General features: G+C 71.6%; 5 protein-coding genes. 1 reads left to right on the plus strand and 4 read right to left on the minus strand.

What is annotated here, in order from left to right; all coding sequences use genetic code 11:
- Positions 1-517: 517 nt before the first annotated feature.
- A complete protein-coding gene (locus tag NQZ70_RS17430; protein ID WP_129575213.1) occupies positions 518-4855 on the minus strand; it encodes a protein kinase domain-containing protein in 4338 nt (1445 codons plus the stop codon).
- Positions 4856-5258: 403 nt separating this feature from the next.
- On the opposite strand from NQZ70_RS17430, the gene NQZ70_RS17435 reads away from it, so the two are divergent.
- Positions 5259-6731: a right-handed parallel beta-helix repeat-containing protein gene (locus NQZ70_RS17435; protein WP_165374020.1), complete on the plus strand. Its 1473-nt coding sequence runs from the start codon at positions 5259-5261 to the stop codon at positions 6729-6731.
- Positions 6732-7208: 477 nt separating this feature from the next.
- Here the strand turns inward: NQZ70_RS17435 and NQZ70_RS17440 are convergent, their stop codons facing one another.
- From NQZ70_RS17440 to NQZ70_RS17450, 3 genes are all read right to left on the minus strand, one after another.
- The gene (locus tag NQZ70_RS17440) at positions 7209-10232 is read right to left on the minus strand and encodes a right-handed parallel beta-helix repeat-containing protein (RefSeq protein WP_129575214.1); all 3024 of its coding nucleotides are present in this window, start codon (positions 10230-10232) and stop codon (positions 7209-7211) included.
- A gap of 367 nt (positions 10233-10599) precedes the next feature.
- Complete coding sequence (locus NQZ70_RS17445; RefSeq protein ID WP_129575215.1) at positions 10600-13167, minus strand: polynucleotide kinase-phosphatase; 2568 nt, start codon at positions 13165-13167, stop codon at positions 10600-10602.
- Positions 13164-14609 carry a 3' terminal RNA ribose 2'-O-methyltransferase Hen1 gene (locus NQZ70_RS17450; RefSeq protein WP_129575216.1) on the minus strand — a complete coding sequence of 482 codons (1446 nt, stop codon included), beginning with the start codon at positions 14607-14609 and terminating at the stop codon, positions 13164-13166. The genes NQZ70_RS17445 and NQZ70_RS17450 overlap by 4 nt, the downstream gene beginning before the upstream one ends.
- Positions 14610-14943: the final 334 nt, after the last annotated feature.

Raw genomic sequence — 14943 nt, forward strand, 5'->3', positions numbered from 1 at the left:
CCCTTGAGCGGGCCGACGCGCGGCTGCGCTCGACGAGCGCTCGCTTCACCGTAAGGAATGACGTTCATTCAGGGCGTCGTGGCTATGTCATCACGGCGATGACAGCCTTTTACCCTTGTGAATCCGGTCCAGCATCCCACCGCCTCCCCCCTGCGCAACGGGTTTTCACCGTTGTCCACGGGCAGCGCGGCCGGCACGGAATCGGCTTCTCAGCGCGTTTGTCGGAAGTGCAGGCCCCATCCTGATGTGTTGCGCGGTCGACGTCCCCGCGACGTGTGGCCTCAGGACATAGGCCTACTGCTCACGCGAGACCCGGAGTCAAACTGAGTGAAAGTAGCCGCGCCCGTCGCTGCTGATCTCCACCTGAGCGCCGGTACCGTTGAAGTCGCCAGCTGACAACAACCGCCCCGGGCTGCAGAGGCCGCGGCCGGACATCTGGGGCGACGTGGGCGTGATCGCGCTCGCGCGCGACCCGCTCGCTGGGAGCGTGATCGAGAGCGGATCGCCCTCGGAGGCCTCACCCTGCCGGACGCTGGCCCGTGGCACCGGCGAGCAGCGCATGGCACGCCTCGGCCCTCTGGCGCAGCTCTCCCTCGCGGAAGTGCGCGTCGAGGGAGGCTTCGAGCGCCGCTACCGCGTCCAGCGCGGCCGCGCGCAGAGCCGCGTCCGCCGATGGCGCCGCGTTCGCGATGGTACGCGCCAGCGTCTCCGCGACGTCGCCGAGGTAGACCTGCCCATGCGTCTCCGCGATCGCGAGCGCCTTCTGACCCGCCGCGAGCGCCGCGCCGAGATCGCCGGTCTCGCGCTCCGCCTCGGCCAGGTTCCGGTACATGTCGGCAAGATCCGAGCCGGCGCGGCTCTGCTCCCCGATCCGCACCGCGCGCCGGGCGTGATCGCGCGCCGCGGAGATCTCCTTCATGGCGAGCTCTGTCTCGGCCAGATTGCTGTACCCGATCGCGATCTGATGCAGATCGCCCGAGCGCTCCTTGAGCCGGATCGCGCGGAGGAACGTCTCGCGCGCCCCTGGGAGATCACCCGCCCAGAGGCGCATCACAGCGACGCCGTTCCACGCCAGGCTGGCGAGGTGGGGGTGGGACGCATCCGAGACAAGGCGCGTGACCTGGCGGTACGTCCGCTCCGCGCTGACGATCCTGCGACGCGCGGCGAGCGCGAGCGCCACGCCGAGCAGGATCGACGCGACGTCCTCCCGCCAGCGCTCGTCGCGCCGGCGTATCGTCCGGCAGATCCGGAGCCCTGTCCTGGCGGCCCGCCAGCTCTCGTCACGCCGCCCTTCGCGGCGGTGCAGGAAGGTGAGCAACGCGTACATCGCCGGTGTCTCGCGGATCTCCCCCGCCTCCGTGGCGCGGGCGATCGCCCGCTCGGCGAGCGCCCGCGCCTCCGGGAGCGCGCCGCGCACCTTCGCGATCAGCGCGAGCCGCGCGTCGATGCGGGCGTCCCAGAGGAACGCCTCGGCCCGGTCGCCCCTCGCGCCCGCGGCGCGATTCAGCCCGCGGATCAGCGCGCGGGCCTCCTCGTACACGCGCTCGGCGTCGTCGAGCCGGCCGACGCGGCGCAATGCATCGGCGAGGTCGAAGCGCACGCGAAGGCACTCCCGCGAGGCGGCGCTCCGCCGCTCCTGCTCGCCGCCGCTGCCGCGCTCGCCGTCGCTCGCCTCCTCGGCCCGGTCCTGCAGGGCGCGCGCCCGCTCGAGGTGGCGGATCGCCTCGGCGTTCTCGCCGAAGGACATGGCGCGCGCTGCCGCCCGCGCATAGGCCGAGGCAGCGCGCGCCGCATCGCCGGCCCGGTCGTACTGCGCCGCCAGGAGCGCCACGGCGACCCCTGTCTCCGCTCGCTGCTCGAGCCAGGTGGCCGCCTCGAGGTGCAGCGCGCGGCGGAGCTTCCCGCTCAGCATCTCGTACGCCGCCTCGTGGGTGGCTGCGTCGGCGAAGGCCATCTCGCGCTCGCCCTGCAGCATCGACGGCTCACGCAGGCGGACGAGCCGCCGCTGCCGGAGCCCTCCGAGCATCGCCGTCACCGAGGCGCCCGTGTTGGCCGTCGTGCTTGCCCGCCGCAGGTGATCGACGGCCCCTTGCCAGAACGTCCGCCCGACGACGGCTGCGTGCATGAGCACCTCGCGGAGCTCGGGCTCGAGCCGGTCGAGCCGCGCCTGCACGATCCCGTGGATCGTCGCGGGTAGCCGCAGCGCCCCGAGGCGCTCCTCGTGCAGGATCCACGTGTTCCCCCGCGTCACGATCGCGCCCGCGTCCACGAGCAGGTGGAGCAGCTCCTCGACGATGAGGGGGCTCCCCTCGGCGCGCTCGGCGAGCGTCCGCACGACGTCGGTGGAGAGGCCCGGCACGCGGCGGAGCCAGTTCCTGATCATCTCCTCGATGTGACGGCGGGCGAGCGGCGCGACCTCCTGGCGACTGTGCGCCTCCACGTCGACGCCGAAGCCGGGGCGGCGATCGAGCAGCTCGGCCCGCGCGCTGCACACGAGCAGGAGCGGCAGATCCGCCACGCCCTGGACGAGGCTCTCCAGGAGGTCGAGGCTGGCGTCGTCGGCCCACTGGAGGTCGTCGCAGATCACCACGACCGGCAGCTGCCGCGCGGCGACGCGAGCGAGGCGCGTCAAGGCGGCGGTGATCCGCTGCTTCAGGAGCGCCCCGGACTCCTCGACCCCGAGCGAGTCGAAGGTGGCGCTCGTCCCGGCGTTCCCGCCGAGGAGCCCCTCGATCTCGAGCAGCGCGGCGTCGATGTCCGCGACGTCGATCTCCTCTCCGGTCGCGTGACCCGTCCAGCGGTCGTCGTCGTGTGATGTCGCCTCGCTGGCATGGCGCCCTCGGACCCAGCGCAGGCCGAGGCGTAGCTTCCGCCGGATCCCGTGCTGGCCGTCGCGCGGGCGGATCCGGAAGCGCTGGCGGAGGAGCGCCGAGGCGAGGCCGTAGGTGGTATCCGCCGTGAGCGGCGAGCACTGCGCGGTCATCACCAGGACCCTGCTGGGCCGGGCGGCGAGGTTCGTGAAGAGCTCCGCGAGCAGCCGGCTCCGCCCGACGCCGGGCGGCCCGACGAGCGTCAGGAGCTGGGCCCGCCCCTCCGAGAGCACCGTCTCGAGCGCGTCGAGCATTCGCTGGATCTCGGCGCCGCGCCCGACGAGCTTCGTCGCGAGGCCGAGAAAATCTGTACGGGCGAACGCGACGTGGCCGTGGATCGCGCCCGTGACCCGGTAGCAGGAGAGCGGCTCGGTCCGGCCGGGGACGGCGATGGGGGCGAGCGGCATCACGTTGAATCGGCCCGCGATCTGGCGGTACGTGTCCCGCGTGACGGCGATGGCCCCGGCGGGCGCGGCCGCCTGCAGCGCGGCGGCGATCCGCACGGCCTCTCCGGTCACGAGGAGCTCCGGGCGCTGCGGCTCGCCGCCCGTCCGCGCGAAGACCCGCCCGGTGGCGATCCCGAACGACGCGGCGAGGAGAGCAGGGGTCGCCGAGCGTCGAGGCGTGGGGCTCATGCGCAGGCCGTCCACGCGGAGCGCGGCGACGACGGCGCGCTCCGCGTCGTTGTCGGTGGCGCGCGGGACGCCGAAGACAGCGACGACGCGCTCGTCGCCGGAGCGCGTGATGATGCCCCCCACGCGCTCGATCTCCCTGGCGACGAGCTCGCGGCTCTGGTCCGTGAGCTCGGCGATCTCCTCGTCGTCGAGGTGCGAGGCGCGCGCGGCGAGGCTGGAGAGGTCGACGCACAGGACAGTGCAGACGCGGTTCTCGCCCGATCCAGAGAGTTGCGCGCTCGCCGGCGCGGAGGGTGGGGGGAGCGAGCTCTGCGCTCCGTTCGCGCGGCCGGCGGCGGGCCTCTCGGACATGGAGGCTGTCGCCGCGAGGCACTCGCTCAGATCCGGCTCACGGCCCGTCGCGGCGAGCGACGCATCCGGATGGGTGGAGCGCGCCTCCAGCAGGCTCGACCAGAGCTCTTTCATGTTGCCATAGCGGGCGCCCGGCTCGACCATCAGCGCGCGGCGGAGGACGGAGGCCACTCCGGGGTGATCGAGGGCAATGCCGGAGAGCAGGTCGGGACGCCGCCAGGCATCGATCGCGGACATGAGGAGCTCGACGAGGGACTCGCCCCGGAGCACGCGCCGACCCGATGCGGCCTCGATCAGGATGAGCGTTATGGCGAAGACGTCGGTCCATGGTCCGGTGGCGCCGTATTCGCGGACGAACTGCTCCGGCGCCGCGTAGACGGGAGTGAACGCGCGCTGGGTCCCGTCCGCCCCGGTGCGGGCGGCTGCGAACGGCGTTGTCTCCTCGAAGACCTTGGCAATGCCGAAATCGAGTACCTTGAGCCCGTTGCCGCCGCGGAAACGTACACAGAACAGGTTGGCGGGCTTCAGGTCCCGATGCGATACGCGATCCTCGTGGGCGACCGCGAGCGCCTCGGCGGCCGGGGAGAGGAGCGCTATCGCCTCGTCGAGGCCCATGGGCCCGAGCGCCGCGGCGCGGCGCGCCTCGAGCGCCGCGGCGAGCGTCTCTCCCTCGAGCCACTCCATGACCAGGTAGGGTGTCCATACGCCGCGCGGAGAGGTGGCGGCGCCGATATCCAGGGCCTGGACGATGCTGGCTGTCTGCCGCGAGAGCTGGTGGAGGAGCTTGCCTTCGGCACGGAGCTTCGCGAGGAAGGCATCCCGTCCGGCGGTGAGCATGCCGGGCTGCATCTGGAGGCACTTGATCGCGACAGGGACGTCGAGCCCGAGGTGCAGGCCGCGGTAGACGACGCCGAACCCGCCCTCGCCGACGACCGCCTCGACGGCGAACTGGCCGTCGAGCGTCGCGCCCACCCAGCCGAAGGGATCCGTCAGCGTCATGGCGCGCGAGGGTAGCGGCTGGAGGATGCCATGAGAAGGGGCGCACCGCCCGCGGGGTGCCCCGCGAGGTCGCCGTCGTGTCGTGGCTGCCGTCGCGCGGACCGGGGTCAGGAGACTGGTGTTCGCCTCGACCAGAATGTTGCCGCAGGGCCGGCCATAGGCCGGCCACCGTGCCGGCCATAGGTCGGCAACAGCGCGACGGCGAGGTGGCCGATCTCAGCGCCAAAAGCACGGAATCTGCGCTCACGGCACGTTGAGCGCCGCAGAGCGCGGGGCGGCGGCGGTCTCGCCATGACGCCGCGCCCCCTGGGCAGGGCGAGGGATGCAGGTGCTCCCATTTTTGCATGTTGGTGTTGCGCGTCGCGCCAGCTATATGGTCGCGGCGAATTCTGGAGGAGAGATCATGGTGAATCGGTTCTGGGCTCGGCTCTCGGCGGCGATTCTGGGCGGCGCCGCGTGCGCCGCCGTTGCTGGATGTGGCGCTGAGGAGCTTGCGACATGCCCCGAGGAGAACCTGGTCCGGGGCGTCTGCGCGGGCGTCCCGGCCGGGGACGTCTGCGGCGGCGAGAGATGCACCGCGGGGGTCACGTGCACCTCGGTGATCGACGTCGCGAGCGATGATGAGCTCACGTCCGCGGCTCAGGCGGCCTCGGACGGCGCCTGCATCGCGGTCCGATCGGGCCGGTACGGCGTGGTCACCGTCCCCGGCGGCGTGAGCCTCCTCGGGCGCTCGGCGGACGCGGTGGAGATCGAGGGCATCGTGCTGGAGGCGGGCGACGGCGCCGTGGTGCGCGGCCTCAAGGTCGGACGAGAGGGGGTGACGGTACAGGAGGGGGCGACCGGGGTGCGCATCGATTCGGTGCGCGTCATCGGGGAGAGCGACTATGAGCATGACGGAATCAAGCTCGGCCCGGGCTCGTCGATCGCGATCGTGGCCTCCGAGATCGCCAATGCGGGGCACGTCGGGATCTTCGCCACGGACGCCGACGTGACCCTGGAGCGGAGCATCGTCTCGGGTGCCCAGCGCGGCGCGGTCGAGATGCTGGGGCGGGGCTGCGACGAGCGCTGCTCCTGCACGAGCCGCCCAGCGCTCGAGGTGAGGAGCAGCGTCATCCGCGACAACCGCGTCATCGGCGTCTCGCTGCACGGCGCCACCGCGAGCCTGGAGGGCGTGGACGTGATCCGAACGAGGGAAGGCGTCGCGTCCCTGGCGGGCAAGTTCGGGGGCGGCGTCTCGGCGGCGGGGTGCTCGGGCATCCTCGGCGCCCGGCAGGTGCGGGTGATCGACAGCGTCTCCTTCGGCATCCTCGTCGACGGCTCGACGGCCATGCTGGGTGATAAGGGAGAGGATGACTCCATCGAGATCAGCCGGAACACGCTGGGCCTATGGATCCAGAACGTCCGCCAACCCGACGGCGACGATTGCGCCATGCATCACGACGAGCGTTGCAACGTCACGCTGCACAACGGGAAGCTGGACGGCAACTTCGGCGTCGGCATCGGCGTCACCGGTGAGTCGCGAGGCATCATCCTGTGCAGATCGGCGATCACCGCGACCGCGTTCTCGCTGCTGCCTGTCTTCGACGAAAACGACGCACTGGCGGTCAGGGATGTGGGCGACGGCGTCGACTGGCTCGGCGACTCCGAAGTGCGGATCGATGAGCTGGCCTTCAGCGGCAACGCGCGGCAAAGCCTGCTGCTCGACGGCCCCGTGCAAGGCGACAGCTACATCGGGCGGATCTATATCGCGGCCGGGGACGAGCCTCCCGTGCAGCAGAGCTACAGCAGGGGAGACGCTCAGCCCGAAGGCATGGCGCCGCCGACCGTCTTGGACCGCAGGCACGTCATCCCGCGGTCGCTCGAGGAGCTGCCGTAGCGGGGATAAGCGCCTCGGCAGCGGGCGCGGTCGATCCCGGTCATCATTCCCTCCCGTTCGAGCGATGCCGTCGCAGCGATGATCGCGGCGACACCGTGATCAGCATTCACGCCCTCTTCCTGGTCCGAGTCGCGCCGGCGCTCGCCGGCAGGTAGGGCAGCTCGCTCGACAGCGAGCACGCTCTCCTCGGCGAGCGCCCGCGCGACACCTCCATGACGGAGCGGCCTTTGCTGGCTGTCGCCTCGACGGCGAACCGGACGTCGAGGCATGAGCCGACCCGGCGCAACGGACCATCGTTGACATGCTCACAGACGTACCTGAGCCAGCGGTGCGAGGAAGGGTACCGCGCTGCAGCGAGGCTCGGGCACCCGCGCAGCGCAGCGGGCGTTCGTGTGGCGGGCCGGTGGGGCGGGGCGCGCGAGGTCGGTCGGCGCACGCGCTGTCGGCGTGAAGACGGCGGTGCGCCGCGGGTCAGGGCTACGGCAGGGACGAGGCCGACGCCGGCGAGGGCGGAGGCTTCAAGCCGGCGCTGAGGGCCCGGCACGAGCCGTCGATCTCGGCGCAGTGCTTGGCGTCGCGGCGAGTACACTGCCAGCGCTCGCTGTCCTCGAAGTTGCCCTCGACTCCGTTGGATGACTCGTAGTTGAGCTCAAATGCGTTGCAGAAGAGGGTCGCGTCGAGGATCGTCACCTTGGAGCCAAAGCTTGCGACTCCGGCGCGAGTGTTGCCGTTGATTGTCGCGTTCTCGATGATGGCTGTGCCGCTGTCTACGTCGATCCCATCTCCAAACGCATTGGCGAGCGCCTTGGTCGTGCGTACGATGCTGGCATCGATCCTCGCGTCCGAGTGAGATATGACCACGCCCGACTGATGGTTCTCCTCGACGAGACAACCGCGGACGGCCACGCTTGCGCGCTGGCCTGTCGCGCGGGTACCCACGACGCCGAGCCCGATTCCTCCCTGATCATCTACGTCGAGTTGGGGTTGGGTGGCGCGGACTACGTTGGGTTGGGTGGCGCGGAGGATGGTGCCTTCAATCGTCGCGTCTGAGCTGGCGACGAACATGCCGACGTCATGGTTCTGCTCGACGAGGCATACGCGGACGGTCACGTCAGCTCGCTCGCCTGTCTCGCCGTCATCCTGGACGTTGATGCCCCGTCCTCCCGTCCCATCTTCGCTGGGCTCGGTGCCGCGGACCACGCTGGCCTCGATCCTGGCGTCAGAGCCAGCGACGAACACGCCGATCTCGTGGTTCTGCTCGACGAGGCATGCGCGGACGGTCACGTCAGCGCGCTCACCGGTCTCGCCGTCATCCTGGACGTTGATGCCCCGTCCTCCCGTCCCATCTTCGCTGGGCTCGGTGCCGCGGACCACGCTGGCCTCGATCGCGGCGTCAGAGCCAGCGACGAACACGCCGACCTCGTGGTTCCGCTCGACGAGGCATGCGCGGACGGTCACGGCAGCGCGCTCGCCGGTCTCGCCGTAATCCTGGACGCCGATCCCCCGTCCACCCGTCGCATGGTCGCTGGACTGGGTGCCGCGGACCACGCTGGCCTCGATCGTGGCGTCCGAGCCGTCGACGTATACACCAACCTCGTGGTTCTGCTCGACGAGGCATTCGCGGATAGCCACTTTTGCACGCTCGCCTGTCTCGCGGCCATGCTGAACGCCGATCCCTCGTCCTCCCGACGTATTGTTGCTGGACTGGGTATCGCGGATCACGCTGGCCTCGATCGCGGCGTCCGAGCCAGAGACGAACACGCCGACCTCGTGGTTCTGCTCGACGAGGCATGCGCGGACGGTCACGTCGGCGCGCCCGCCTGTCTCGGCGTCATTCTCGACGCCGATCCCTCGGCCTCCCTTAGCCGTGCTGCTGGGCCGGGTGCCGCGGATCACGCTGGCCTCGATCGTGGCGCTCGAGCCAGAGACGAACACGCCGATCTCGTGGTTCTGCTCGACGAGGCATGCGCGGACGGTCACGTCAGCGCGCCCGTACGCCGCGCTGTCCTGTTGAACGCTGATCCCCCATCCTCCCTTCGCATCTTCGCTGGGCTGGGTGCCGCGGACCACGCTGGCCTCGATCGTGGCGTCCGAGCCGTCGACGAGCACGCCAACATCCTGGTTCTGCTCGACGAGGCATGCGCGGACAGTCACATCAGCGCGCTCGCCTTCGTGATCCACGATGTTGATCCCCCCTCCGAGCTCCGTCACGCTGTTGTGCTCGGTGCCGCGGACCACGCTGGCCTCGATCGTGGCGTCCGAGCCAGAGACGAGCACACCAACATCGTGGTTCTGCTCGACGAGGCATGCGCGGATAGCCACGTCAGCGCGCTCGCCTGTGTTGTCGACATCCAGGACGCTGATCCCCCCTCCGAGCTTCACCTCGTCGCTGGGCTGGGTGCCGCGTATCACGCTCGCCTCGATCGTCGCCTCCGCGTCAACGACGACGCCGATGCCATGGTTTCGCTCAACGAGGGAGTTTCTGAGCGCGATACTCGTCGGGCCATGCTTGTCGACGGCGCTGATCCCGAGACTGCTCATGTCGTGCACCCATGTTTGCTCGATGGTGACGTCACGCGCGCCCGACACGATCAGCCCAGGGCCCTCTCCGGTCACGGCGAGGCCCCGGATCTCGGTCCCGCTCGCCGCCGTCGTGAGTACCTGAATGGCGCCGGCCCCCTTCCCGGTCCCCTGGATCTCCACGAGATCAGGGCATCGCCCCCACAGGCGCACCGACTTGTCCGCGATCCCGACGTCTTCGATGTACGAGCCTTCGGCCACCGCGACGGTGGCGCCGTCCTCTGCGTGCTCGATCGCGTCCTGGATTTTCTTCCACGGCCTCGCCTTCGTTCCGTCGCTGTCGCCGCCCGCATAGGCCAGGTCGACGAACTGGGTATTGGCCTCGATCGGGATATCGCCCCACGTCCCGGCGCCGCAGGGGGCGACCTCACGACAGCGGGTTTCCCCGGGGATGGCCATCCGCCCCTTCGGACACTCCTCTTCCGGGAGGATTGCCGCGCAGCCGCCGTGGCCATCGGAGATGAAGCCCTCTCCGCACGCCTCCGGCGGTACCCCAGCCGGCTGGCATCCGCCGCCTTCCAGCGCGAGCTGGCCGGGCGGACAGGCCATGTCGGGCGGCAGCCCAGCCGGCTGGCATCCGCCGCCTTCCAGCGCGAGCTGGCCGGGCGGACAGGCCATGTCGGGCGGCAGCCCAGCCGGCTGGCATCCGCCGCCTTCCAGCGCGAGCTGGCCGGGCGGACAAGCCGCCTCCGACGACCCGGCCGGCTGGCACTCTCCCGTGTCCGAGGTGACCTCGGCCGGGCCGCACGGCTTTGGCGCGCACTTTCCGTCGTCGCGCGCCGCCTCACCGGGCGCGCACGTCGGCGCGTTGAATGGGCCGCTGCAGCCGAGCGGCACGAGCGCGGCGACGACAATTAGCGGCCAGACCGCCACGAAGGGCCGTCGGATGCTCCGCTCCCTTAAGCTCACCATGTCAAACATGCTCCTTTCGATTCTCCGACCGCTCGACGGCCGCCTTCGAGATCGAGCGCGCGCACGTGCCGGCCATGCGCTGAGCTTCACCTGAGAGCGGCGGTCGACGGCAGGCTGCCCCAAGCACGGAGGGTGCCATGCTCACCGGGGAGCCGACCGCCACGAAGCGCAGCTCGCCGGCGTGATCTTGCCTGATCCGCCGAGGCCCGGAGGTGGCCAGGGCCGGCCATGTGGCCGGCCAACGAAGCGTTGTGACGCCGCAGACTCGGGGGCTCTCCCGCAGCATCCCGGATCCAAAAGACGCAGCCCGGCCGCGGGGCGATCTGCCGGCTCGACACCACCTCGATCGCCCTCTGGCTTGCTCTCCCGCCCTCGGTCACAACCGAGGATCGATGGGCTCGCTCTCCAGCGCAAGCACCCCGAACACGCACTCGTGCACGCGGTAGAGCGGCTCTCCCTCCACGAAGCGGTGGAGCGCCTCCAGCCCGAGCGCGTACTCCCGCAGCGCCAGCGCGCGCTTCGCGGAGACGCTGCGGTGGCGCAGCCGCGCGAGGTGCTGCGGCATCAGGTACTCCGGGCCGTAGATGATGCGCAGGTACTCCGGCCCGCGGCACTTGATCGCCGGCTGGACGAGCCCGCGCGGGCCGCGCACCACCCACTCCCACGACTTGACCACCATCCCCTCGCCGCCGCGCTCGACCATCTCCGTCCAGAAGGCCACCGCCTGCGCCTCGCTCGCCGGATCCGAGAGGTCGACGACGCGGTGCGGGGTCGGCACGAAGAACGCCGGATCGACCTCGCAGAGCCGCGCGAGCTGCCGCAGGTGGAAGCCGTGATCCCGCGAGGCGTGCACGGCGCCCTCGCTCGCGAGCAGGTGAAACGGGGCGAGCCGGAGATCGGCGAGCGACCGCACCGGCCAGCAGTAGCGCCGGTAGGCCGCCACGTACCCGTCCATCGCCGCCTTCCGGGCCGCGTGGCGCTCGAGCAAGGGCCGCGCGCTCTCGTCGCGCGCCGCCGCCATCTCGAGCGCCCGGACCGCGGCGTCGAGCGACGCGCGGCCGGACGTGCCCACGGCGGCGTACTGCCCGCGCAAGAGGTCCTGCGCCTTCGCCGACCAGGGCAGGAGCTCCGCGTCGAGGCAGACCCAGTCGGTGCGGAGCTCGGCCCAGAGATCCGCGCGGTCCAGCGCGGCGCGCACCCGGTCGATGAGCTCCCGGCTCCGCGCCTCGTCCGCGAAGAACGGCCTGCCCGTGCGCGTGACGCACACGCCGAGCGGCCCGCCGTCGACGCGGAACCGCCGCCTCCGCGCGGCCTCGTCGCGGCACACGACGAGCACCGCGCGCGACCCCATGTGCTTCTCCTCGCACACGACGCGCCCCACGCCGTTCTGCCGGAAGTACGCGAACGCCTCGCGCGGGTGCTCGAGCAGGCCCCCGTCCTTCGCCGTCTCGCTCGGCGACATGGTCGGCGGCAAGTAGATGAGCCAGCGCGGATCCACGGCGAAGCGGCTCATCGCCTCGAGCGCCGCCGCGGCGTTCTCCTCGCGGATCGTCACCATGCCGTGCACCCGCGTCCGGATCGCGCGGCGGCCCCGGACGTCGTCGATGTCGAGCGCGTCGTCCGCCGGCCCCCGCGCGTCGGCCTTCGGCTCGCCCCCGCGCGGCGCGAGCGGCTTCTGCGGCTCGTAGTACACGCGGCGCGCCTTGACCTCGACGAGCTCGCGCTCCGGGTAGCGGAGCGCCGTGAGCGCGCCGCCGAACACGCACCCCGTGTCGATGCAGAGGGTGCGGTTCTCCCACTCGGCCACGGTCGTCGGCGTGTGGCCGTAGACCACCATCGCCTTGCCGCGGTACTCCGAGGCCCAGTTGTACCGCACGGGCAGGCCGTACTCGTCGGTCTCGCCCGTGGTCTCGCCGTACAGGCAGAACTCGCGCACCGCCCCGGAGCCGCGGCCCTGGAACGCCTCTTTCACGCCCGCGTGCGCGACCGCGAGGTTGCCGTCGTCGAGCACGTAATGGCTGACGAGGCCGTCGATGAAATCCGCCGCCTTGGCCTTGAACTCGTCCGTCTCCACCTCGAGCTGCGCGAGCGTCAGCTCGAGGCCGTGGGTCGGCCGCACGTCGCGGCCGCGCAGCTTCTTGAGCAGCTTCACGTCGTGGTTGCCGGGCACGCAGAGCGCCGCGCCCGACGCCACCATCGCCATCGCGAGGCGCAGCACGTCGGGCGAGCGGGGCCCGCGGTCCACGAGGTCGCCGAGGAAGATCGCGCGACGGCCCTCGGGGTGCGACGCCCGCGGCGCGTCCGGCAGCCCCTCCAGGCGGTAGCCGAGCGCCTCGAGCAGCTCGACGAGCTCGTCGAAGCAGCCGTGGACGTCACCGATGATGTCGAACGGCCCGTGCTCGTCGCGGCGATCGGTCCACAGGCGCTGCCGCTCGATGGCGGCGGCGGCGACCTCCTCGGGCGAGGAGAGCACGTGCACGTAGCGGAAGCCCTCGCGCCGGAGATCCTTGAGCGAGCGGCGGAGCTCGCGGCTCTGGCCGCGCACGACGTGCGGGCCGAACTGCCGGTCCGGGCGGCCGGCGTTGCGCGCGTGGCAGAGCTTCTCGGGCAGGTCGAGCACGATGGCGACCGGCAGCACGTGGTGCTCGCGCGCGAGCGCGACGAGCGGCCTGCGCGCGTCGGGCTGCACGTTGGTCGCGTCGACGACGGTGAGCCGCCCCGCCGCGAGCCGCTTGCCCGCGATGAAGCGCAGGACCTCGAACGCGTCGGCGCTGGCGGCCTGGTCGTTCTCGTCGTCGGACACGACGCCGCGGTAGTGGTCGGACGAGAGGATCTCGGTCGGCTTGAAGTGCGCCCGCGCGAACGTGCTCTTGCCGGAGCCGGAGGCGCCGACGAGCACGACCAGCGATAGGGCGGGGACGACCAGCGGCTTCGGCTCGCTCACGACGCGTCCTCCTCCGCCTGCGCCCCGGCGCCGCCGCCCTCTCCGGCCGCGCGCGTGAAGATCGCCATCTGCGTCGGCGCGCCGAGCGACGGATCCATCGGGCCGATGGGCAGGTGCTCGACGGCGTAGCCGTGCGCGCCCGCGACCTCGGCGCAGAAGGCGTGGAACTCGGCGCGCGTCCACTCGAAGCGGTGGTCGCCGTGGCGGAGCGCGCCGGCCGGGAGCCCCTCGAACCGCACGTTGTACTCGGCGTTCGGCGTGGTCACGACGGCGACGCGCGGCCGCGCGTGCTCGAAGACGGCGCGGGTGAGCGCTCCGAGCCGCGGGGGGTCGACGTGCTCGATGACCTCGATCAGGGTGATGGCGTCGTAGCCCGAGAAGCGGGCGTCGCGGTACGTGACCGACGCCTGGAAGAGCTGGATCCGCCGCCGCTGCTTGTCGGGGAGGTCGTCGAGGCGGAGCCGGCTCTTGGCGATCTCGAGGCTGCGCATCGAGACGTCGGCGCCGGCGACGCGCTCGAAGACGCGCTCGTCGACGAGGCGCTTCAGCAGCTTGCCCTCGCCGCAGCCGAGGTCGAGCACGCTCCTCGCCTCGGCGCGGCGGAGCGCCGCGACGACCGCCGCGCGCCGCTCCTCGTCGAGGCTCATCCGCGCCTCGGCCCTGTCCTCGGGCGCGGCCTTGTCGTCCTCGGCCTCCTCGGGGCTCGCCTCCTCGTCGGCCACGAGCCGGGCGAGCGCCGCGCGGAAGAGCGGCCGGCTGTGCTTGAGGTAGCGGAGCGCGATCGCCTCGCGCTCGGGGTGCTCCGCCAGCCAGCCCTCGCCCTTGGCGAGGAGGTTGTCGACCTCGGCGTCGCCCACGTAGTAGTGCTTCTTGTCGTCGAGCACGGGTACGAGCACGTAGAGGTGCGCGAGCAGCTCCCGGAGGCGGCACGTCCTCGCGAGCGAGACGCGCAGGTAGACGCTCTGGCCCCAGTCCGGGAACGCCTCGTCGAGCGGGAGGCGCTCGGCCGCGACCTCGTAGCCGAGCGGCTCGAAGAGCCGCCGGAGCAGCGCCTCGCCGCCGCGGCACGGCAGCGCCGAGAGCGTGGCGGAGAGGGGGAGCGGCGCGTCGGCGAGCTCCGGGCGGTCGCGGCACTTGCCGCCGAGCGCCGAGCCGAAGACCTGCGCGATCGCCACGGAGAGGAACGACGAGGCGGCATAGGGCCGGTCGTTGACGTACTGGGCGAGCGTCCCCGGCTCGCCGGCGCCGCGCCCGCGCACGAGGTCCACGGGGTCGACGTCGAGCAGGAGCGCCGCGGTGCACCGCTCCTCGGTCGCCTCCGGATAGAACACGTGCGCGTTGCCGAACGAGAGCGCGAACGACTGCGTGCGCGCCGGGTTCTTGACGAGCAGGTAGCCGAGATCGGTCGCCGGCCGGTGCGTGGTGGTGAGCGTGAGGAGCATCGGGCGCCGCAGTCTACGTGAGCCGAGCGGCTCGCGACAGCCGCGCGCCCGGCGCGCGGAGCTCCGGGTCGCAGAGGAGGGATCCCCGCCGCGAAAGCGCGATGCTCGACGAGGGCGCGCCGGCGCGAGACCGACAGGCCAGCTCGGGTTGGCAGGAGTCGATCGCTCGAGGGGGAGCCGGTGGTGACAGCGGCGCTCGTGGGGAGTGATGTGGGGGATCGGCGCCTGTGTAGATGCTTGTGCCTGAGTTGAAATCTTCGATGGGACGGCGGATTCCTCCGGTCGCGGGAGATCATTTCAGGGTGCTTGTCTATCAAAATGACGTTTCTGTGAG

This window comes from Sorangium sp. So ce836, assembly GCF_028553905.1.
GTDB lineage: Bacteria > Myxococcota_A > Polyangia > Polyangiales > Polyangiaceae > Sorangium > Sorangium cellulosum_D.

Bases quoted from the DNA above. Each gene is read 5' to 3' on its own strand.
- NQZ70_RS17430 (WP_129575213.1), bottom strand. From the start codon at position 4,855: ATGACGCTGACGGATCCCTTCGGCTGGGTGGGCGCGACGCTCGACGGC.
- NQZ70_RS17435 (WP_165374020.1), top strand. From the start codon at position 5,259: ATGGTGAATCGGTTCTGGGCTCGGCTCTCGGCGGCGATTCTGGGCGGC.
- NQZ70_RS17440 (WP_129575214.1), bottom strand. From the start codon at position 10,232: ATGTTTGACATGGTGAGCTTAAGGGAGCGGAGCATCCGACGGCCCTTC.
- NQZ70_RS17450 (WP_129575216.1), bottom strand. From the start codon at position 14,609: ATGCTCCTCACGCTCACCACCACGCACCGGCCGGCGACCGATCTCGGC.